Source organism: Enterobacter sp. P82 (genome assembly GCF_037053385.1).
GTDB lineage: Bacteria > Pseudomonadota > Gammaproteobacteria > Enterobacterales > Enterobacteriaceae > Enterobacter.
In genome coordinates, this window is sequence record NZ_JBALHX010000001.1 from 14930 (window position 1) to 35975 (window position 21046).

At 54.4% G+C, this 21046-nt stretch carries 19 protein-coding genes; 16 read left to right on the forward strand and 3 right to left on the reverse strand.

What is annotated here, in order from left to right; translation table 11 throughout:
* Positions 1–30 precede the first annotated feature (30 nt).
* The 10 genes from rseA to acpS all read left to right on the forward strand — a co-directional run bounded on the left by rseA (position 31) and on the right by acpS (position 8756).
* A complete protein-coding gene (gene rseA / locus WB237_RS00080) occupies positions 31–681 on the forward strand; it encodes an anti-sigma-E factor RseA (protein ID WP_014832926.1) in 651 nt (216 codons plus the stop codon).
* Positions 681–1634, forward strand: a complete 954-nt coding sequence (rseB, locus tag WB237_RS00085) for a sigma-E factor regulatory protein RseB (RefSeq protein WP_049005955.1) — start codon at positions 681–683, stop codon at positions 1632–1634. Before rseA ends, rseB begins: the two co-directional genes overlap by 1 nt.
* Positions 1631–2107, forward strand: coding sequence for a SoxR-reducing system protein RseC (rseC, locus tag WB237_RS00090; RefSeq protein WP_336209279.1), 477 nt, complete (start codon positions 1631–1633; stop codon positions 2105–2107). Before rseB ends, rseC begins: the two co-directional genes overlap by 4 nt.
* A 185-nt stretch (positions 2108–2292) precedes the next feature.
* On the forward strand, positions 2293–4092 hold the full coding sequence (gene lepA, locus WB237_RS00095; RefSeq protein WP_336209280.1) for a translation elongation factor 4: 1800 nt from the start codon (positions 2293–2295) through the stop codon (positions 4090–4092).
* A gap of 15 nt (positions 4093–4107) precedes the next feature.
* Complete coding sequence (gene lepB / locus WB237_RS00100; protein WP_129995173.1) at positions 4108–5082, forward strand: signal peptidase I; 975 nt, start codon at positions 4108–4110, stop codon at positions 5080–5082.
* 222 nt (positions 5083–5304) lie between these two features.
* On the forward strand, positions 5305–5985 hold the full coding sequence (rnc, locus tag WB237_RS00105; protein WP_003860711.1) for a ribonuclease III: 681 nt from the start codon (positions 5305–5307) through the stop codon (positions 5983–5985).
* Positions 5982–6887: a GTPase Era gene (gene era, locus WB237_RS00110; RefSeq protein ID WP_049005958.1), complete on the forward strand. Its 906-nt coding sequence runs from the start codon at positions 5982–5984 to the stop codon at positions 6885–6887. The genes rnc and era overlap by 4 nt, the downstream gene beginning before the upstream one ends.
* A gap of 18 nt (positions 6888–6905) precedes the next feature.
* Positions 6906–7613, forward strand: coding sequence for a DNA repair protein RecO (gene recO / locus WB237_RS00115; protein ID WP_028016061.1), 708 nt, complete (start codon positions 6906–6908; stop codon positions 7611–7613).
* Between the two features lie 31 nt (positions 7614–7644).
* Positions 7645–8376 (forward strand): pyridoxine 5'-phosphate synthase, encoded by a 732-nt coding sequence (gene pdxJ / locus WB237_RS00120; RefSeq protein ID WP_336209281.1) that lies wholly within the window; start codon positions 7645–7647, stop codon positions 8374–8376.
* The gene (gene acpS, locus WB237_RS00125) at positions 8376–8756 is read left to right on the forward strand and encodes a holo-ACP synthase (RefSeq protein WP_336209282.1); all 381 of its coding nucleotides are present in this window, start codon (positions 8376–8378) and stop codon (positions 8754–8756) included. Before pdxJ ends, acpS begins: the two co-directional genes overlap by 1 nt.
* Here the strand turns inward: acpS and WB237_RS00130 are convergent.
* Complete coding sequence (locus WB237_RS00130; protein ID WP_008502177.1) at positions 8753–9013, reverse strand: YfhL family 4Fe-4S dicluster ferredoxin; 261 nt, start codon at positions 9011–9013, stop codon at positions 8753–8755. The genes acpS and WB237_RS00130 overlap by 4 nt on opposite strands.
* 46 nt (positions 9014–9059) lie before the next feature.
* Positions 9060–9908 (reverse strand): MurR/RpiR family transcriptional regulator, encoded by an 849-nt coding sequence (locus tag WB237_RS00135; RefSeq protein ID WP_049005961.1) that lies wholly within the window; start codon positions 9906–9908, stop codon positions 9060–9062.
* A 118-nt stretch (positions 9909–10026) separates the two neighbouring features.
* Between WB237_RS00135 and murQ the strand changes: the two genes are divergently transcribed.
* Genes murQ through tadA form a run of 4 tightly spaced genes read left to right on the forward strand, consistent with a single transcriptional unit; the run spans position 10027 to position 13496 of the window.
* A complete protein-coding gene (gene murQ, locus WB237_RS00140) occupies positions 10027–10920 on the forward strand; it encodes an N-acetylmuramic acid 6-phosphate etherase (RefSeq protein ID WP_336209283.1) in 894 nt (297 codons plus the stop codon).
* Between the two features lie 11 nt (positions 10921–10931).
* Positions 10932–12293, forward strand: coding sequence for a PTS transporter subunit EIIC (locus WB237_RS00145; protein WP_336209284.1), 1362 nt, complete (start codon positions 10932–10934; stop codon positions 12291–12293).
* A 3-nt stretch (positions 12294–12296) separates the two neighbouring features.
* The gene (gene yfhb / locus WB237_RS00150; RefSeq protein WP_028016066.1) at positions 12297–12932 is read left to right on the forward strand and encodes a phosphatidylglycerophosphatase C; all 636 of its coding nucleotides are present in this window, start codon (positions 12297–12299) and stop codon (positions 12930–12932) included.
* Positions 12933–12956: 24 nt separating this feature from the next.
* Complete coding sequence (tadA, locus tag WB237_RS00155) at positions 12957–13496, forward strand: tRNA adenosine(34) deaminase TadA (RefSeq protein WP_032666645.1); 540 nt, start codon at positions 12957–12959, stop codon at positions 13494–13496.
* On the opposite strand, the gene mltF is transcribed toward tadA, so the two are convergent.
* Entirely contained in the window at positions 13384–14934 is a 1551-nt protein-coding gene (mltF, locus tag WB237_RS00160) for a membrane-bound lytic murein transglycosylase MltF (protein WP_336209287.1), read from the reverse strand. The genes tadA and mltF overlap by 113 nt on opposite strands.
* A gap of 267 nt (positions 14935–15201) precedes the next feature.
* Here mltF and purL point away from each other — a divergent pair, with 267 nt between their 5' ends.
* Positions 15202–19089, forward strand: a complete 3888-nt coding sequence (gene purL, locus WB237_RS00165; protein WP_336209289.1) for a phosphoribosylformylglycinamidine synthase — start codon at positions 15202–15204, stop codon at positions 19087–19089.
* Positions 19090–19618: 529 nt separating this feature from the next.
* Positions 19619–21046: a two component system sensor histidine kinase QseE/GlrK gene (gene qseE / locus WB237_RS00170; RefSeq protein WP_336209291.1), complete on the forward strand. Its 1428-nt coding sequence runs from the start codon at positions 19619–19621 to the stop codon at positions 21044–21046.

Sequence of the window (21046 nt, forward strand, 5' to 3'; positions counted from 1 at the left end):
GATAGCGGGATACTGGAAAAGGTATTAGGCATGCAGAAAGAAAAACTTTCCGCTTTAATGGATGGTGAAACGCTGGATAGTGAGCTGCTCAACGAGCTGTCTCATTCTCCCGAAATGCAAGAGACTTGGGAGAGTTACCATCTCATCCGTGACACTCTTCGTGGTGACACCGGCGAGGTTCTCCATTTCGATATCTCAGCCCGCGTGATGGCGGCCATTGAGAATGAGCCTGTTCATCAGACCACTCCGCTGATTCCTGAAGCTCAACCAGCGCCTCACCAGTGGCAGAAAATGCCGTTCTGGCAGAAGGTGCGTCCATGGGCTAGCCAGCTCACCCAAATGGGGGTGGCTGCATGTGTATCGCTTGCAGTTATCGTTGGCGTCCAGCACTATAATACTCAGTCTGAAACTAATCAGCAGCCAGAAGCGCCAGTGTTTAACACACTGCCGATGATGGGCAAAGCCAGCCCGGTGAGTCTGGGTGTACCGGCTGATGCCTCCGCCAGCGGCGGCCAGCAACAGCAGGTTCAGGAGCAGCGCCGTCGCATTAATGCGATGTTGCAGGATTATGAGTTGCAGCGTCGTCTGCACTCTGAACAGCTTCAGTTTGAGCAGGCACAAACACAGCAAGCTGCTGTGCAGGTGCCCGGAAACCAAACTTTAGGAACGCAATCGCAGTAATGAAGCAACTTTGGTTCGCCATGTCTCTGATGGCGGGTAGCCTGTTCTTCTCTGCCAACGCCTCGGCTGATGTTTCATCCGGGGCGTTGTTGCAGCAAATGAATCAGGCTAGCCAGTCACTCAATTATGAGTTGGCATTTATCAGCATCAATAAGCAGGGCGTCGAGTCGTTACGCTATCGACATGCCCGTCTTGATAACCAGCCGCTCGCCCAGCTTTTACAGATGGATGGCCCGCGTCGGGAAGTTGTTCAGCGTGGTAACGAAATCAGTTATTTCGAGCCTGGTCTGGAGCCTTTCACGCTGAATGGCGACTATATCGTTGATTCTCTGCCGTCACTTATTTACACCGACTTTAAGCGGCTTGCCCCATATTACGATTTTATTTCGGTAGGGCGTACGCGCATTGCGGACAGATTGTGCGAGGTGATCCGCGTTGTTGCCCGGGACGGAACACGCTACAGCTATATCGTCTGGATTGACGCAGAAACCAAACTTCCGATGCGTGTAGACCTGCTTGACCGTGACGGTGAAACGCTGGAACAGTTCCGCGTTATCTCCTTCAATGTGAACAATCAGGTTGGAAACAGCATGCAGAATCTGGCTAAAGCCAGTCTGCCGCCACTGCTTTCTGTTCCGGCGGGTGACTCCGTTAATTTCAACTGGGTACCTTCCTGGATCCCACAAGGGTTTAGCGAAGTCTCAAGCAGCCGTCGTCAGTTGCCAACCATTGAGACTCCCGTTGAATCGCGTCTTTATTCCGATGGATTATTCAGCTTCTCGGTGAATATCAACCGCGCAACGGCAAACAGTTCTGAACAAATGCTTCGTACCGGACGTCGTACTGTCAGCACCACGGTACGCGATAACGCAGAGATCACGATTGTGGGTGAGTTACCTCCGCAGACGGCAAAACGCATTTCTGACAGCATAAAATTCAGGGCCGCACAATGATTAAAGAGTGGGCTACGGTTGTATCGTGGCATAACGGCATTGCGCTGGTGAGCTGCGATGTCAAAGCATCATGTAATAGTTGCGCGTCCAGAGCCGGCTGCGGCAGTCGCGTGCTGAATAAGCTCGGGCCACAAACGTCGCACACGATTTCTGTGCCAAGCGAACAGCCGTTGATGGCGGGACAGAAGGTGGAGTTGGGGATTGCGGAAGGCAGCCTGCTCAGTTCGGCCATGTTGGTTTATCTCTCCCCGCTGGTCGGACTGTTTATCATGGGCGGCATATTTCAGTCGTTGTTTAGTACTGATGTGGCCGCCATGTGCGGTGCCGCTTTAGGTGGCGCAGGAGGATTCTGGCTTGCCAAAGGTTTATCTCCGAAGCTTGCTGCCCGCGAAGAGTGGCAACCTGTCATTCTCAGCGTTGGGCTGGCGCCAGACCAGCTTCGTGTTGAGACGCTCTCTTCTGAGGCCCGGTGATCCATCGGGCTTTATCATTATTTACGTCCTAAAACAGAAAACGTACTTTCTTCACGCTATACCTGTCTCTAAGTGCATTTCCAGGTAGCGAGGATGTAGTGTAGAATGCTGCGTTTTCGCACTGAAAAACGTCAGGCTAAGAACAGCGGCCTCCAGGAATTCGTAAGGCATAATTATTTAACTATATGAAGAACATACGTAACTTTTCGATCATTGCTCACATTGACCACGGTAAGTCGACGCTGTCTGACCGTATTATCCAGATTTGCGGTGGCCTGTCTGATCGTGAAATGGAAGCCCAGGTTCTGGACTCCATGGACCTGGAACGCGAACGCGGTATCACCATTAAAGCGCAGAGCGTCACGCTGGATTACAAAGCGGCTGATGGTGAAACCTACCAGTTAAACTTTATCGACACCCCAGGCCACGTTGACTTCTCCTATGAAGTATCACGCTCGCTGGCAGCCTGTGAAGGCGCGCTGCTGGTGGTGGATGCCGGGCAGGGCGTAGAAGCCCAGACCCTGGCAAACTGCTACACCGCGATGGAAATGGATCTCGAAGTTGTGCCGGTTCTGAATAAGATCGACCTGCCAGCCGCTGATCCTGAGCGCGTAGCGGAAGAGATTGAAGATATTGTCGGTATCGACGCGACTGATGCAGTACGCTGCTCCGCTAAAACGGGCGTGGGCGTGACCGATGTTCTGGAACGTCTGGTTCGTGATATTCCGGCCCCAGAAGGTGACCCGGAAGGCCCGCTGCAGGCGCTGATCATCGACTCCTGGTTTGATAACTACCTTGGCGTTGTCTCCCTGGTGCGTATTAAAAACGGCACCATGCGTAAAGGCGACAAAATCAAGGTAATGAGTACCGGGCAAGTCTACAACGCGGATCGTCTGGGCATCTTCACGCCAAAACAGGTTGACCGTACCGAGCTGAAATGCGGCGAGGTAGGCTGGCTGGTCTGCGCAATCAAAGACATCCTCGGCGCGCCAGTAGGCGATACCCTGACGGGTGCACGTAACCCGGCAGATAAAGCGCTGCCAGGTTTTAAAAAGGTGAAACCGCAGGTTTACGCGGGTCTGTTCCCGGTCAGCTCCGACGACTACGAAAACTTCCGCGATGCACTCGGTAAGCTTAGCCTGAACGATGCCTCACTGTTCTACGAGCCAGAGAGCTCAACGGCGCTGGGCTTCGGCTTCCGCTGTGGCTTCCTCGGCCTGCTGCACATGGAGATCATTCAGGAGCGTCTGGAGCGTGAATACGATCTGGATCTGATCACCACTGCACCGACCGTAGTCTATGAAGTTGAAACCACCTCGAAAGAAGTGATCTACGTCGACAGCCCGTCCAAGCTTCCACCGCTGAACAACATTCACGAGCTGCGCGAGCCGATTGCTGAGTGTCACATGCTGCTGCCGCAGGAGTTCCTGGGTAACGTCATTACGCTGTGTATCGAGAAGCGTGGTGTGCAGACCAACATGGTTTACCACGGTAACCAGGTGGCGCTGACCTATGAAATCCCAATGGCGGAAGTGGTACTCGACTTCTTCGATCGTCTGAAGTCTACCTCTCGTGGCTATGCGTCACTGGATTACAACTTCAAACGCTTCCAGGCCTCCAACATGGTCCGTGTGGACGTGCTGATTAACGGCGAGCGCGTGGACGCGCTGGCACTGATCACCCACAACGACAACGCGCCATATCGTGGCCGCGAGCTGGTTGAGAAGATGAAAGACCTGATCCCGCGTCAGCAGTTTGATATCGCGATTCAGGCTGCCATTGGCAACCACATTATCGCGCGTTCCACTGTAAAACAGCTGCGTAAAAACGTTCTGGCTAAATGCTATGGCGGTGACGTCAGCCGTAAGAAAAAGCTGCTGCAGAAGCAGAAAGAAGGTAAGAAGCGTATGAAGCAGGTCGGTAACGTCGAGCTGCCGCAGGAAGCATTCCTTGCCATCCTTCATGTTGGTAAAGACAGCAAATAACCCTAAGGAGTTGGCATGGCGAACATGTTTGCCCTGATCCTGGTCATTGCTACCCTGGTGACCGGTCTGTTGTGGTGTCTGGATAAGTTTATCTTCGCCCCAAAACGCCGTGAACGTCAGGCTGCCGCTCAGGCAGCCACAGGTGATCAGCTGGATGCGAAAACGCTGAAGAAAGTCGGCCCGAAACCGGGCTGGCTGGAAACAGGAGCCTCGGTATTCCCGGTGCTGGCGATTGTGCTGGTGGTACGTTCGTTTATTTACGAACCGTTCCAGATCCCGTCAGGTTCAATGATGCCAACGCTGCTGATTGGTGATTTTATTCTGGTAGAGAAGTTTGCCTACGGCATCAAAGATCCTATCTACCAGAAAACGCTGATCGAAACGGGTCATCCGAAACGTGGCGACATCGTGGTGTTCAAATATCCGGAAGATCCGCGCCTGGACTACATTAAGCGTGCGGTGGGTCTGCCGGGTGATAAGGTCACTTACGATCCGGTTGCGAAAGAAGTTACCGTTCAGCCGGGCTGCAGTTCCGGTACGGCGTGTGAGAACGCGCTGCCAATCACCTACTCAAACGTTGAGCCAAGTGATTTTGTCCAGACCTTTGCCCGTCGTAACGGCGGTGAGGCGACCAGCGGGTTCTTCCAGGTACCAAAAGACGAAACCAAAGAGAACGGTATTCGTCTGGTTGAGCGTAAAGAGACGCTGGGTGATGTTACGCACCGTATCCTGACCGTGCCGATTGCGCAGGATCAGTTGGGTATGTATTACAAACAACCGGGTCAGCAGCTGGCAAGCTGGATAGTGCCTCCGGGACACTACTTCATGATGGGTGATAACCGCGATAATTCTGCGGACAGCCGTTACTGGGGCTTTGTACCTGAAGCGAATCTGGTGGGTAAAGCGACCGCAATCTGGATGAGTTTTGAGAAGCAGGAAGGCGAATGGCCGACCGGCGTACGCCTGAATCGTATTGGCGGAATCCATTAATTCTCATTAAATGAACGCGTAGCCGCTTTAATTAGCGGCTACGTGAATTATTTCAGCGATAAATCTCTTCGAACTAACGACATCCCCTGTCGTTGTGTATAGAATATTCCCCCGAAGTTTAAGGTTGGCCCTGCAAGGGTGCCACGGCACACGAAACCGCGTTGGTTTTCTCAGGTCGGTTTCGTGTGCTGCATTTTTGACGCATTCATTTATTGGTATCGCATGAACCCCATCGTAATTAATCGGCTTCAACGGAAGCTGGGCTACACTTTTCATCATCAGGAGTTGTTGCAACAGGCATTAACCCATCGCAGTGCCAGCAGCAAACATAATGAGCGCCTCGAATTTTTAGGTGACTCTATTTTAAGTTTCGTGATTGCGAATGCGCTTTATCATCGTTTCCCCCGTGTGGATGAAGGTGATATGAGCCGCATGCGTGCCACGCTGGTTCGGGGCAATACCCTTGCGGAAATCGCGCGCGAATTTGAACTGGGCGAATGTCTGCGTCTTGGGCCGGGTGAACTGAAAAGCGGCGGCTTCCGTCGTGAATCTATTCTTGCCGATACGGTCGAAGCATTAATCGGTGGCGTGTTCCTGGACAGCGATATCCAGACCGTAGAAAAACTGATCCTGAACTGGTATCAGACCCGTCTGGACGAAATCAGTCCGGGCGATAAACAAAAAGATCCGAAAACGCGCTTGCAGGAATATTTGCAGGGTCGCCATCTCCCGCTGCCATCCTATCTGGTGGTGCAGGTGCGTGGCGAAGCGCACGATCAGGAATTTACCATCCATTGCCAGGTCAGTGGCCTGAGTGAACCGGTGGTGGGCACAGGTTCTAGCCGTCGTAAGGCTGAACAGGCTGCCGCCGAACAGGCGTTGAAAATGCTGGAGCTGGAATGAGCGAAGAAAAAACCTATTGCGGATTTATTGCCATCGTCGGACGTCCGAACGTCGGCAAATCTACGCTGCTGAATAATCTGCTCGGGCAGAAGATTTCTATCACCTCGCGTAAGGCGCAGACTACGCGTCACCGCATCGTCGGCATCCATACTGAAGGCGCGTATCAGGCGATTTATGTCGATACCCCGGGTCTGCACATGGAAGAGAAGCGCGCCATTAACCGCCTGATGAACAAGGCGGCGAGCAGCTCGATTGGCGACGTAGAGCTGGTCATTTTCGTTGTTGAAGGCACCCGCTGGACGCCGGACGACGAAATGGTACTGAATAAACTGCGTGACGGTAAAACACCGGTCATCCTCGCGGTCAACAAAGTGGACAACGTACAAGAGAAGGCTGACCTGCTGCCGCATCTGCAGTGGCTCGGTAGTCAGATGAATTTCCTCGATATCGTACCGTTGTCTGCCGAAACTGGTCTGAATGTGGATACCATCGCGGGCATCGTGCGTAAGCATCTGCCGGAAGCGATCCATCACTTCCCGGAAGAGTACGTTACCGATCGCTCCCAGCGTTTTATGGCCTCTGAGATCATCCGTGAAAAGCTGATGCGTTTCCTCGGTGCTGAGCTGCCATACTCCGTGACGGTAGAAATTGAACGTTTCCAGAGCAACGAGCGCGGCGGTTATGATATCAATGGCCTGATCCTCGTTGAGCGTGAAGGGCAGAAGAAGATGGTCATTGGCAACAAAGGTGCCAAGATTAAAACCATCGGCATTGAAGCCCGCAAAGACATGCAGGAGATGTTTGAAGCCCCGGTTCACCTGGAACTGTGGGTGAAAGTGAAATCTGGCTGGGCCGATGACGAGCGTGCTCTGCGCAGCCTCGGTTACGGCGAAGACCAATAACTCAAGACGACGAGTATGATGGATGGATGGCAGCGTGCCTTTGTCCTGCATAGTCGTCCCTGGAGCGAAACCAGCCTTATGCTGGACGTCTTCACGGAAGAGTCGGGCCGCGTGCGCCTTGTTGCGAAAGGCGCACGTTCCAAACGTTCTAACCTGAAAGGTGCCTTACAGCCTTTCACTCCCTTACTGGTTCGTTTTGGTGGGCGAGGGGAGGTCAAAACCCTGCGCAGTGCCGAAGCCGTCTCTCTGGCACTTCCTCTTTCTGGTATCACGCTGTACAGCGGTTTGTATATCAACGAACTCATCTCGCGCGTTCTTGAACATGAGACTCGCTTCTCTGAACTTTTCTTCGATTATCTGCACTGTATTCAGGCGCTGGCGGGTACCACCGGTACCCCCGAACCTGCGCTGCGTCGTTTCGAACTGGCGCTGCTGGGACATCTGGGATATGGCGTCGATTTTCTGCATTGTGCGGGGAGCGGAGACGAGGTTGAGGACACAATGACCTACCGTTATCGGGAAGAAAAAGGTTTTATTGCCAGCGTCGTAATCGATAACAGCACGTTTACCGGTCGTCATCTCCGGGCGCTGTATGAGCGCGAGTTTCCCGATCAGGACACACTGCGCGCTGCAAAACGCTTTACCCGCATTGCCCTCAAGCCGTATCTTGGCGGCAAGCCCTTAAAGAGCCGCGAATTATTCAGGCAGTTTATGCCGAAACGTTAGAGACAGAACCAAAAGAAAACCGAGGATTGTCATGGCTGAATTACTGTTAGGCGTCAACATTGATCATATCGCCACACTGCGTAATGCGCGCGGCACGGCTTATCCTGACCCGGTTCAGGCGGCATTTATCGCCGAACAGGCTGGCGCCGACGGCATTACCGTTCATTTGCGTGAAGACCGTCGCCATATCACCGATCGCGACGTACGTATTCTGCGTCAGACGCTGGATACCCGTATGAATCTGGAGATGGCCGTCACGGAAGAGATGCTGGCGATTGCCTGCGAGACTAAACCCCATTTCTGCTGCCTGGTACCGGAAAAGCGTCAGGAAGTGACGACCGAAGGCGGTCTGGATGTTGCAGGGCAGCTCGACAAAATGCGCGATGCCTGCAAACGTCTGGCCGATGCCGGCATCCTGGTTTCTCTGTTTATCGACGCCGATTTCACCCAGATCAAAGCGGCAGCCGATGTGGGGGCACCGTATATCGAAATTCATACCGGTTGTTATGCTGATGCTGAAAGCGATGCAGAGCAGGCTAAAGAGCTGGAGCGCATCGCCAAAGCTGCCACGTATGCCTCAAGCCTGGGCCTGAAGGTTAATGCCGGGCATGGCCTCACCTACCACAACGTAAAAGCCATCGCCGCCCTGCCGGAAATGCATGAGCTGAATATCGGCCATGCGATTATTGGCCGTGCAGTGATGAGTGGCCTGAAAGAGGCGGTATCAGAGATGAAACGCCTGATGCTGGAAGCGCGCAAGTAATGGCCATTCTGGGCTTAGGCACGGATATCGTTGAAATAGCCCGTATTGAAGCGGTGATCGCCCGTAGCGGCGAGCGCCTGGCAAGGCGTGTGCTAAGCGATAACGAATGGGCCATCTGGGAAGCGCATCAGCAACCGGTGCGTTTTCTGGCCAAGCGCTTTGCGGTAAAAGAGGCGGCAGCCAAAGCCTTCGGGACTGGTATTCGAAATGGTCTGGCATTTAACCAGTTTGAAGTGTTTAACGACGAACTGGGTAAACCGCGCCTGCGTTTATGGGGGGAGGCGCAAAAGCTAGCGGAAAGGCTGGGCGTGAACCATATGCACGTGACGATCGCGGATGAACGCCACTATGCAAGCGCAACGGTGATCATCGAAAGTTAAAGTTTGTCCGCATGATGCATCAGGACAAACTTATCCCATAGCTGCTCTTCGCTCTCGACGTGTGCCGGATCTTTCAGGATGGTATTGGGGATCGGGCACACTTTCTGACAGGTCGGCGTCTCATAGTGGCCGATGCATTCGGTGCAGCGGTCGCTGTTAATCTCATAAATGCTGTCGCCCATTGAAATCGCCTGGTTCGGGCATTCGGGTTCGCACATATCGCAATTGATGCATTTTTTGGTAATTAACAGCGCCATCAGGAAATTCTCAGAAACAACACAAACTGGGCGGGCATTATACGCGTCAAACCAGTTTCTTGACCAGTTCTTCGCTGTGGCGAATGCGCTCGGGTGCGTGTTCCAGATCCTGCTGCACCAGCGCCATAAACAGCAGATCGGTCAGCATCATTTGCGCACTGGTGGACGAGATAGCCGCACTGCGCGTGGCCTGCTCTTCGGCAATAGTATATAAGCAGCGCGTTGCCCGCTGTTGCAGGGCATTCGGAGTAAAACCGGTGATTGCCAGAATTTTACCTCCGACACGCAGGGCTTCGTCGGTCGCCATATTGATTTCACGACGCTCACCGGAATAGGAGATTGCCAGTAGCAGATCGTCAGGATCCATCGCCTGTACAGTCGCCAGCAGGGCGTGCATATCCTGCTCGACAATGGCGTTATAACCGATTTTGGTTAGCTTCCAGCCAAAATTACGTGCCACCAGGCCGGATGCGCCAATTCCGGTCAAAATGATACGCCGTGCTGCACGTAGCATCGCCACGCTCTCCAGCAGTTTCTCTTCCGTGTTCACATCAAGCGTCGCATGCATGGCCGCGACATTCTCTTTAATCAGCTTTTCCCCAACCAGACGCATCGGGTCATCACCACGGATCTGGTTATGTACGGGCATCGACTGCGGATTGGGATTGCTCACCAGCGCTTCGCTAATCGCCAGTTTGAGGGCGGGAAAGCCCTTAAAGCCAATCTTCTGGGCAAATTTCACCACGCTTGATTGACTCACACCGGCTTCACTCGCCAGTTGCTGCGAGCTGAGATGGCGGGCGTGATCGGGCTGAGAAAGCAGAAAATCCGCCAGCTTTTTGTCGCTTTGAGCAAAGCCTGCATACCGCTGGCGAATACGAATTAAACAGTTCATAGGTTCTCCTGGCGAAAATGTGATTATCTGCGCAAATACGAATTTTGCTCGCCTGAATGAATTTTATATTCCATTATAGTGTGATTATTATGAATTAAAAATTCCTGAGGTACAAAACATGAATCTTGGCTCACTTGTTTCAGAAACGCGTAACCCGCAAACCATGGATCTGGATGCACTTTCCACCCTTGAGCTGGTTAGCCGTTTTAATCAACAGGATACGCTGGTCGCGCAGGCAGTGAAAGAGACATTACCTGAGGTGGCGAAAGCTGTCGATGCCGCGGCGGAAGCACTGAAGGCGGGTGGTCGTATTATTTATATGGGGGCCGGAACCAGCGGGCGTCTTGGCGTGCTGGATGCGTCCGAATGCCCACCGACGTTTGGTGTTCCACACGGTCTGGTGGTCGGGTTGATTGCCGGTGGTCCAGGTGCGCTGCTGAAAGCCGTTGAAGGGGCGGAAGATAACAAACAGCTGGGTGAGGAAGACCTGAAGGCTCTGAATCTGACAGCGAAGGATCTGGTGGTCGGGCTGGCGGCATCCGGACGCACGCCGTACGTCATTGGCGGGCTGGAATACGCCAACCAGGCCGGCTGCACAACGGTAGCCATCTCCTGTAATCCAGGCTCTCCGATTGCACAGGTCGCTGCCATTGCTATTTCCCCGGTTGTAGGGCCGGAAGCGCTGACTGGCTCCACGCGCCTGAAATCCGGGACCGCACAAAAGCTGGTGCTCAATATGATCTCCACCGGTGCAATGGTGAAGTTCGGCAAGGTTTACCAGAACCTGATGGTGGATATGCAGGCGACCAACATCAAGTTAGTGGACAGAGCCTGTCGCATGGTGATGGAAGCGACGGGTGCAAGCCGTGAAGAGGCGGAAGCTGTACTCAAACAAACCGATCACGATGTTAAACCGGCCATTCTGATGATCTTAAGTGGGCTGGACGCTGCGGCCGCGAGAGCCAAACTCACTGCGCATAATGGGTTCTTACGGGCGGCATTAGAAAACTAACAGAGGCGTGTATGGATAAAACAGCAGCGCTCGCCAGCAATATCCTGCAGGGAATTGGTGGGGAAGAAAATATTCAGCGTCTGGAAAACTGCATGACGCGTGTGCGGGTTGAAGTGCATAACGATGACCAGCTTGATGTGCCGCGTCTGAAGCAACTTTCCGGCGTCAGCGGCTACGTGAAACAGGGGCAACAGCACCAGTTGATCGTCGGGCCGGGGAAAGCGGCACAGGTGGTCGATGCCATGCGTGCACTGATGGGTAGCGGAGCAAGCGTGTCGATTGACGATGCTGAACGTACCAAAGCGCAGGCGAAGGCCAAATACAAAGCCCCGATGAGCGATGCGCTGCGCCAGCTGGCAAACGTCTTTATTCCGTTGATCCCAGCGTTCATTGCTTCTGGTTTGATCACCGGGATCATTAACATCCTCAAGCGCCCGGATATTGTTGGTAATTTTGCCACTCAGTATCCGAATCTGCTGGGTATTCTCGGGATATTCGGTAGCGCAGTGTTTGCCATCATGAACATTCTGGTTGGGGTGAACACGGCTAAGGTGTTTGGTGGCTCGATGACCATGGGCGGGGTGATGGCGGGGATTTTATCCAGCCCACAACTGGCACAGATAACCCTGTTTGGCGAGGCGCTTCAGCCGGGGCGCGGAGGGGTGATTGCTGTACTGCTGGTGGTGATCCTGATGTGCTGGGTCGAGAAAAAATTGCGTGCTCTTTTGCCCGGATCAATTGAGCTTATCCTCAATCCACTGCTGACTACACTTATCACCGGCAGTGTGGCGATTGTTGCACTGCAACCCCTGGGCGGCTGGATCTCAGAAGCGATTGCCCATGGCGCGTCATTGGCTATCGATCGCGGCGGCCTGTTGGTGGGGGCGGTGTTGTCTGGCACTTTCCTGCCATTAGTGCTGACCGGTCTGCATCAGGGGCTGGTGCCGATCCATGTCGAGCTGGTGCAGACGCACGGTTACAACGCGCTTCTGCCTATCCTCTCTATGGCAGGCGTGGGGCAAGTTGGTGCGGCCATCGCCGTGCTGATGAAAACCCGTAATATGCGCCTGAAAAAAGTGATTAAAGGCGCACTTCCGGTCGGTTTGCTTGGTATTGGGGAACCGCTGATTTTTGGCGTCACGCTGCCGCTGGGTAAACCCTTCCTCGCTGCCTGTCTGGGGGGGGCGGTAGGTGGAGCACTCATCAGCTACTGGAAAGTCGCCACTGTTATCACTTTTGGACTGTCCGGTTTACCGCTGGCGTTGACCATCGTGACCGGAAAAGTGATGCTCTATCTGTTAGGCTATTTAGTAGCAGTGATAGCCGGGTTCCTGTTTACCTGGCTGTTAGGATTCAACGATCCAGAGGAGTAAGGTTTGGCAAATTACGAGCGTCGCGTTGTCTTTTTCGACCTGGATGGAACGCTGCATCAGCAGGATATGTTTGGTACGTTTATGCGCTACCTGTTGCGGCGTCAGCCTCTGAATGCACTGCTCGTATTACCGCTCTTACCCGTGATTGGCATCGCGTTGCTGGTGAAAGGCCGGGCAGCGCGATGGCCGATGAGTCTGCTGTTGTGGGGATGCACGTTTGGCCACAGTGAATCGCGACTCAAACAGCTCGAACAGGATTTTGCACACTGGTTTCGCGGTCATGTTGCCGCGTTTCCTGTCGTTCAGGCGCGTCTCACCAGCTATCTCGATGCGAACGATGCCGATATCTGGCTGATTACCGGTTCACCGCAGACGCTGGTTGAGCAGGTCTATTTTGATACCCCATGGCTACCTCGGGTGAATCTAATCGCCACACAGATTGCTCGCGGTTATGGCGGTTGGGTGCTCACCCTGCGTTGCCTGGGGCATGAAAAAGTGGTGCAACTGGAGAAACGCATCGGTACACCGCTGCGTCTTTACAGCGGCTACAGTGACAGCAAACAGGACAATCCGCTGCTCTATTTTTGTCAGCATCGCTGGCGTGTCACGCCGGTGGGGGAACTTCAGCAACTCGAATAGTCTTCTCTCTGGAGGGTGTGTATAATGCCGCCCGCTTTAAGACCGGAGTATCAACCCTTGTCCAATCCTGAACACAATCATGAATACTGGATGCGCCACGCGCTAACGCTGGCTCAACGTGCCTGGGAAGAGGGCGAGGTTCCCGTGGGTGCCGTGCTGGTTTACAACAACCAGGTGATTGGAGAAGGCTGGAATCGCCCGATTGGCCGTCACGATCCCACTGCTCACGCCGAAATCATGGCGCTTCGACAAGGTGGGCTGGTGTTGCAAAACTATCGCCTGCTCGACACCACGCTGTACGTGACGCTTGAGCCGTGCGTGATGTGTTCTGGTGCGATGGTACACAGCCGTATTGGCACGCTTGTCTTTGGCGCGCGGGATGAAAAAACCGGCGCGGCTGGCTCACTGATGGATGTTCTGGGACACCCGGGGATGAACCATCAGGTCAAGACTATCGGCGGGGTGCTTGCACCAGAGTGTTCGGGGCTACTAAGTGATTTCTTTCGAATGCGCCGGCAGCAGAAAAAGCAACAAAAGGCAGAACTGAAGTTGTCGGACGATTAAGTTCATCCGGTGCCACAACCGGGTAACTTTGAGCCAGCTGTTTTGCCTCTGCCGCTTCTTTCTCTTTCTCCAGCAGGTATCCTACCAGGCTTATCTGATATTTACGGATATTTTCCACGTAGGCGTAAGCCTCATGTCCACGTGCGTAGCCATATGTCAGCTTGTTGTACCAGGGTTTCTGGCTCAGCAGTGGCAACCGCTGTTTAACGTCTGACCAGCTGTCCGGGTTACCTTTCGTTTTCGCCGTCAGCGCTCGCGCATCAAGCATATGCGCATAACCCATGTTGTAGGCGGCCAGCGCGAACCAGATCCGCTCTTCTTCCGGCACTGTTTCCGGTACCTTGGTCATCATATCCTGCAGATAGCGCGCACCACCGCTGATGCTCTGTTCGGCATCGGTACGGTCATTCACCCCCAGGCTCAGGGCGGTATTTTTGGTTAGCATCATTAAACCGCGTACGCCCGTGGGCGACGTGGCCTGGGTATCCCAATGAGATTCCTGATAGGAGATAGCCGCCAGCAGTTTCCAGTCAATTTCCTGGGCGTATTTTTCGAACAACGGCTGCAGGTCTGGCAGGACACTGTCTACCGCGCGCAGGAAGCTACGGGTGTCGACATAGTCAAAGTCGTCACCGTGGCCAAGATACTTCTCCTCCAGACGCGCCAGGGTACCGTCTTCATTGATGGTGTTGAAGAAATCGAGCATCGCCGCAGAAAGGGTCTGATCGTCATCAAGCTGGCTAAACCAGGTAACGGGTTGTTCGTCGGTGACGTCCAGCGCCACGGCGATCTCAGGGTGAACGCGCTGGAAAAGACTGATCGCGACTGAATCAGCGATGGTATAGGGCAGTTTCTGATCTTTAACCTGTTCCAGCAGTTCCGTTGTGCCGAGTTTAGGATCGACTGTCCAGCTCAGGTCCGGGAATTTCTTCTCCTTGAGCTCACGCAGATCGTCAATCACCACATGGCCGGGGGCAATCGTCAGTTGTTGATCGTTAATGGTAGCAAGCGTGCGCGGGCGAACGCTTCCGACACGGTAGACCAGTTGCTGCGAAACGGAGTAGTAGGTCGGGCCTGGCTGATAGTTCTTGCTGCGCTCGCTGTTATACACCAGCCCGGCCGCGAGCATATCGGCATCATCGTTATCGAGGTCATCAAACAGCTGGTTGATATTCTGGCGGACGGTAACTTTAAGCTTTACGCCAAGATAATCGGCGAACTGTTGGGCCAGTTCGTAATCCAGACCAATAACTTTGCCGTTGATGTCGCTGTAGATCAGCGGAGAGTTTAGGGTACTGACGCGCAATTCCCCCCGCTCCTTTATGGCGGCGATACGGTTTTCGGCTTTGCCGAACCAGGGGATGGAAGGCCAGAGGGCCACTGCCAGCAGCAACGTCACAATGCCGATGAGCAGATAATTAATCTTTAATTTTTTCAATTAGTTAATTCTCTGCGACGCCGGTTGCCTCAGTTTGCTGTAGCCATGTTAATAATAAGGTTTGCCATTGAATGAGCGGCATTTTGCGTAAACTTGCGCCACTTGGCAACCCATTAGAGAGACAGGTCACATCTATTGTTAAATGTCTGCGCAGATTTTATTTCGACGCAAACGGTTTCGTCGGCGCTCAGGATTCTCTATAATGACGCCCGTTTTCCCCCCTTGCGCACACTGTAAGCGCCCCGGCGCTTCGAAGACGAGAGACTTATGATGGAAATTCTGCGTGGTTCGCCTGCACTGTCTGCCTTCCGTATTAACAAACTGCTGGCACGTTTTCAGGCGGCCGACCTTCCGGTAAGCAATATTTACGCTGAGTATGTCCATTTTGCTGACCTGAATGCCCCTCTGAATGCTGAGGAGCGCGTACAGCTGGAACGCCTGCTGAAGTATGGCCCAAGTCTGAGCAGCCATACGCCAACCGGCAAACTGATCCTTGCGACGCCGCGTCCGGGCACCATCTCCCCCTGGTCTTCCAAAGCCACCGACATCGCCCACAACTGTGGCCTGAGCCAGATTAACCGTCTGGAACGCGGCGTGGCGTACTATGTGGAAGCTTCTACCCTGAGCGAAGAACAGTGGCAGGCGGTTGCAGCTGAGCTTCATGACCGCATGATGGAGAGTGTTTTCGCCTCTCTCGATGACGCGCAGAAGCTATTCTCCCACCATCAGCCTGCGCCGGTACAGAGCGTGGATTTGCTGGGGCAGGGGCGCCAGGCACTGATTGACGCGAACCTGCGTCTTGGCCTGGCACTGGCAGAAGACGAAATTGATTATCTGCAGGATGCGTTTGTTAAGCTGAACCGCAATCCGAATGACATTGAACTCTATATGTTCGCGCAGGCCAACTCTGAACACTGTCGTCACAAGATTTTCAACGCCGACTGGATTATTGACGGCGAACAGCAGCCGAAGTCGCTGTTCAAAATGATTAAAAACACCATGGAGAAAACCCCTGACCACGTGCTGTCTGCCTATAAAGACAATGCCGCGGTAATGGAAGGCTCCGAGGTGGGCCGCTTCTTCGCCGATCGCGAAGCAGGGCGCTATGACTTCCATCAGGAACCTGCGCACATCCTGATGAAAGTTGAAACCCATAACCACCCGACTGCGATCTCCCCGTGGCCGGGTGCGGCGACCGGTTCCGGCGGTGAAATCCGTGATGAAGGTGCAACGGGCCGCGGTGCAAAACCAAAAGCCGGTCTGGTCGGTTTCTCCGTTTCCAACCTGCGCATCCCGGGCTTTGAACAGCCGTGGGAAGAAGATTTCGGTAAGCCAGAGCGCATTGTAACCGCGCTGGATATCATGACCGAAGGCCCACTGGGCGGCGCGGCGTTTAACAACGAATTTGGTCGTCCGGCGCTGAATGGTTACTTCCGTACTTATGAAGAGAAGGTGGACAGCCACAACGGCGAAGAGCTGCGCGGCTACCACAAACCGATCATGCTGGCGGGTGGGATCGGCAACATTCGCGCCGATCACGTGCAGAAAGGCGAGATCGTCGTGGGCGCGAAGCTGATCGTGCTGGGCGGCCCGGCAATGAACATCGGCCTGGGCGGCGGGGCAGCTTCTTCTATGACCTCTGGTCAGTCCGATGCGGATCTCGACTTTGCTTCCGTGCAGCGCGACAACCCTGAAATGGAGCGTCGTTGCCAGGAAGTGATCGACCGTTGCTGGCAGCTGGGTGAAGCTAACCCAATTCTGTTTATTCACGATGTGGGCGCGGGCGGTTTGTCTAACGCCATGCCGGAGTTGGTGAGCGACGGCGGTCGCGGTGGCCGTTTCAACCTGCGCGACATCCTGAGCGATGAGCCGGGTATGAGCCCGCTGGAAATCTGGTGTAACGAATCTCAGGAACGTTATGTTCTGGCCGTTGCAGCGGATCAATTACCGCTGTTTGACGAGCTGTGCCGCCGCGAGCGCGCGCCGTATGCCGTTATTGGTGAAGCGACCGAAGAACTGCACCTCTCCTTAAGCGATAGCCACTTTGACAACCAGCCGATCGATCTGCCGCTGGACGTTCTGCTCGGTAAAACGCCGAAGATGACCCGCGATGTTGAAACCCGTAAAGCGGCAGGAAAAGCGCTGGATCGTCAGGGCATTACCGTTGCGGAAGCGGTCAACCGTGTGCTGCACCTGCCAGCCGTGGCAGAGAAAACCTTCCTCGTGACCATCGGCGACCGTACCGTGACCGGCATGGTATCGCGCGATCAGATGGTCGGTCCGTGGCAGATCCCGGTCGCTAACTGCGCCGTGACCACCGCGAGCCTCGACAGCTACTACGGCGAAGCAATGGCGCTGGGCGAACGTACCCCGGTGGCGCTGCTGGACTTCGCGGCCTCTGCTCGTATGGCTGTCGGTGAAGCTCTGACTAACATCGCTGCAACCCAGATTGGCGATATCAAACGTATCAAACTTTCTGCGAACTGGATGGCCGCTGCTGGTCACCCGGGTGAAGACGCAGGCTTGTATGAAGCGGTAAAAGCGGTGGGTGAAGAGCTGTGCCCTGCGCTGGGTCTGACCATTCCGGTGGGTAAAGACTCTATGTCGATGAAGACCCGCTGGCAGGAAGGCAACGAGCAGCGCGAGATCACCTCTCCGCTGTCGCTGATTATCTCCGCCTTTGCTCGCGTGGAAGACGTTCGTCATACCGTTACGCCGCAACTCGTGACCGAAGACAACGCCCTGTTGCTGATTGACCTGGGTAAAGGCAACAACGCGCTGGGTGCGACCGCGCTGGCGCAGGTTTACCGTCAGCTGGGCGATAAACCAGCTGACGTGCGCGATGTGGCGCAGTTAAAAGGCTTCTACGATGCCATCCAGGCGCTGGTTGCGCAGCGTAAGCTGCTGGCCTACCACGACCGTTCCGACGGCGGTCTGCTGGTGACGCTGGCAGAAATGGCCTTCACCGGCCACTGTGGTGTGGAAGCGAATATTGCCTCTCTGGGCGAAGACCATCTGGCGGCGCTGTTTAACGAAGAGCTGGGTGCGGTAATTCAGGTACGTGCGGCAGATCGCGACGCGGTTGAAGAGATTCTGGCGAAGCACGGTCTGGCAAACTGCGTGCACTATCTGGGTAAAGCCGTTCAGGGCGACCGCTTCGTCATTGAAGCAGACGGTCACGCCGTGTTCAGCGAGAGCCGCACCACGCTACGTATGTGGTGGGCAGAAACCACCTGGCAGATGCAGCGTCTGCGCGACAACCCGGAATGTGCCGATCAGGAGCATAACGCGAAGGCGAATGACAACGATCCAGGCCTGAACGTGAAACTCTCCTTCGACATCAACGAAGATGTTGCTGCGCCGTACATTGCGACTGGCGCGCGTCCGAAAGTGGCCGTGCTGCGTGAGCAGGGCGTTAACTCCCACGTTGAGATGGCCGCGGCCTTCCACCGCGCGGGCTTTGATGCCATCGACGTTCACATGAGCGACCTGCTGGCAGGCCGTACCGGTCTGGAAGATTTCCAGGCGCTGGTGGCGTGCGGTGGCTTCTCCTACGGCGACGTGCTGGGCGCGGGTGAAGGTTGGGCGAAGTCCATTCTGTTCAACAATCGCGTGCGTGACGAATTCGAAACCTTCTTCCACCGCCCGCAAACCCTGGCGCTGGGCGTGTGCAACGGTTGCCAGATGATGTCCAACCTGCGTGAGCTGATCCCGGGCAGTGAAGCCTGGCCGCGCTTTGTGCGTAACCAGTCTGACCGCTTCGAAGCGCGTTTTAGCCTGGTGGAAGTGACTCAGAGTCCTTCTCTGCTGCTGCAGGGCATGGTCGGTTCGCAGATGCCAATCGCGGTCTCTCACGGCGAAGGTCAGGTTGAAGTGCGTGACGCTGCACATCTGGCACAGCTTGAGAGCAAAGGCCTGGTGGCGCTGCGCTTTGTCGATAACTTCGGTAAGGTCACTCAAACCTACCCGGCCAACCCGAACGGTTCGGCAAACGGTATCACTGCTGTTACCAGCGAAAGCGGTCGTGCAACCATCATGATGCCGCACCCGGAGCGTGTATTCCGTACCGTGAGCAACTCCTGGCACCCGGAAAACTGGGGCGAGGACAGCCCGTGGATGCGTATTTTCCGCAACGCGCGTAAACAGTTGGGTTAAGCAATAAAATGAATGCAGGCCCGGTGAGCGGAAGCGCCACCGGGCTTTTTTATACCTGTCGCAAAACCGCGACAACGCAGTAAAAGTGGTGTCTCCAAATGGAGACATTTAACTTATTGATTTGTTTATAACATGAAAGTTCCCCGTTAAGGTGTTGCTTAATAGCGACACTTAGCCTGGAAATCATTCAGCAGGCAATTAACACCGTAAACGAGTAAAAGCAATATATATCAATGAGTTAATTTTTAGTTTTGCATTCTGGCACGGCTGTTGCATAATATTAACCAGTGGCTCATTCACCCTCTTATGTCAGCCCCTTCGGGACGCGCTACATAAACTTCGAATGACGCACAAAAAGGTGCCTGCCGTCCAACTACTGATCATAGCGATGCTTTATCAGGCCAGGGCGAAACGTCGAGTTAGGCACCGCCTCATTCCATAACAAAGCCGGGTTTTTACCCGGCTTTGTTGTATCTGAAGGGCAGACTCAGTTACGCTCTGCGTAAACCCCCACTAAGAGAGTAATGCGTTGAAACGCTGGCCCGTTTTTCCCCGCTCCCTGCGACAGCTTGTCATGATGGCCTTCCTGCTGATCCTGCTGCCATTACTTATCCTTGCCTGGCAGGCGTGGCAAAGTCTCAATGCCTTGAGTGCTCAGGCGGCGTTGACTAACCGCACGACGCTCATCGACGCCAGGCGCAGTGAAGCGATGACCAATGCCGCGCTGGAGATGGAGCGTAGCTATCGCCAGTACTGTGTGCTCGACGATCGTACGCTGGAAAAGGTGTATCAGAATCAGCGTAAACGCTATAGCGAGATGCTGGATGCCCACGCAGGGGTGTTGCCGGATGACAACCTGTATAAAGCGTTACGTCAGGATCTGAACGACCTTGCTCAGCTACAGTGTAAAAATAGCGGTCCGGATACGACTGCCGCCGCGCGCCTGGAGGCCTTTGCCAGCGCCAACACCGAGATGGTTCAGTCAACGCGTACCGTGATTTTCTCGCGCGGGCAGCAACTGCAGCAAGAGATTGCCGAACGTGGACAGTTCTTCGGCTGGCAGGCGCTGGTGCTGTTCCTGGTGAGTCTCGGGCTGGTTCTGCTCTTTACACGCATGATCATCGGCCCGGTGAAGGGCATTCAGCGTATGATTAACCGTCTGGGAGAGGGAAAATCGCTCGGTGATACGGTCGCCTTTAAAGGTCCGCGTGAGTTGCGGTCCGTAGGCCAGCGTATTATGTGGCTGTCTGAACGTCTGGCATGGCTCGAATCTCAGCGTCATCAGTTTCTGCGCCATATTTCCCATGAGCTTAAAACGCCACTGGCCAGCATGCGTGAGGGCACGGAACTGCTGGCGGACGAAGTGGCCGGGCCGCTGACCACGGAACAGAAAGAGATTGTCGAGATCCTTGATGCCAGCAGCCGCAATCTGCAAAAGCTGATTGAGCAACTGCTGGATTACAACCGCAAGCTGGCTGATGGCGCGGTTGTACTGGAAAACGTCGAGATTGAGCCGCTGGTGGATATGGTGATCTCCGCTCATAGCTTGCCAGCAAGAGCTAAAATGATGCATACCGGTGTAGAACTGAATGCACCAGCGTGCCTGGCTGAACCCATGCTGTTAATGAGCGTTCTGGATAATCTTTACTCCAATGCGGTGCACTATGGTACTGAATCCGGTAACATTTATATCCGGAGTTACACGAATGGTTCACGGGTGTTTATTGACGTCGCTAATACCGGCACCCCGATCCCCGATGACGAAAAAGCCATGATATTCGAGCCCTTTTTCCAGGGGAGTCATCAGCGTAAAGGTGCAGTTAAAGGAAGTGGTCTGGGCTTGAGCATCGCCCGGGACTGTATACGACGCATGCAGGGTGAGCTAAACATTGTCACGGACCAACGTTCGGATGTTTGCTTCCGTATCGAATTGCCCCTGAGCCGGAAAAATCAATAA

What these genes read in the sequence shown, in the direction of transcription:
- lepA (WP_336209280.1), top strand. Translation starts at nt 2,293, where the DNA reads ATGAAGAACATACGTAACTTTTCGATCATTGCTCACATTGACCACGGT.
- tadA (WP_032666645.1), top strand. Translation starts at nt 12,957, where the DNA reads ATGCCGCCCGCTTTAAGACCGGAGTATCAACCCTTGTCCAATCCTGAA.
- recO (WP_028016061.1), top strand. Translation starts at nt 6,906, where the DNA reads ATGGATGGATGGCAGCGTGCCTTTGTCCTGCATAGTCGTCCCTGGAGC.
- pdxJ (WP_336209281.1), top strand. Translation starts at nt 7,645, where the DNA reads ATGGCTGAATTACTGTTAGGCGTCAACATTGATCATATCGCCACACTG.
- rnc (WP_003860711.1), top strand. Translation starts at nt 5,305, where the DNA reads ATGAACCCCATCGTAATTAATCGGCTTCAACGGAAGCTGGGCTACACT.
- purL (WP_336209289.1), top strand. Translation starts at nt 15,202, where the DNA reads ATGATGGAAATTCTGCGTGGTTCGCCTGCACTGTCTGCCTTCCGTATT.
- rseA (WP_014832926.1), top strand. Translation starts at nt 31, where the DNA reads ATGCAGAAAGAAAAACTTTCCGCTTTAATGGATGGTGAAACGCTGGAT.
- lepB (WP_129995173.1), top strand. Translation starts at nt 4,108, where the DNA reads ATGGCGAACATGTTTGCCCTGATCCTGGTCATTGCTACCCTGGTGACC.
- WB237_RS00130 (WP_008502177.1), bottom strand. Translation starts at nt 9,013, where the DNA reads ATGGCGCTGTTAATTACCAAAAAATGCATCAATTGCGATATGTGCGAA.
- WB237_RS00135 (WP_049005961.1), bottom strand. Translation starts at nt 9,908, where the DNA reads ATGAACTGTTTAATTCGTATTCGCCAGCGGTATGCAGGCTTTGCTCAA.
- rseB (WP_049005955.1), top strand. Translation starts at nt 681, where the DNA reads ATGAAGCAACTTTGGTTCGCCATGTCTCTGATGGCGGGTAGCCTGTTC.
- WB237_RS00145 (WP_336209284.1), top strand. Translation starts at nt 10,932, where the DNA reads ATGGATAAAACAGCAGCGCTCGCCAGCAATATCCTGCAGGGAATTGGT.
- era (WP_049005958.1), top strand. Translation starts at nt 5,982, where the DNA reads ATGAGCGAAGAAAAAACCTATTGCGGATTTATTGCCATCGTCGGACGT.
- murQ (WP_336209283.1), top strand. Translation starts at nt 10,027, where the DNA reads ATGAATCTTGGCTCACTTGTTTCAGAAACGCGTAACCCGCAAACCATG.
- rseC (WP_336209279.1), top strand. Translation starts at nt 1,631, where the DNA reads ATGATTAAAGAGTGGGCTACGGTTGTATCGTGGCATAACGGCATTGCG.
- acpS (WP_336209282.1), top strand. Translation starts at nt 8,376, where the DNA reads ATGGCCATTCTGGGCTTAGGCACGGATATCGTTGAAATAGCCCGTATT.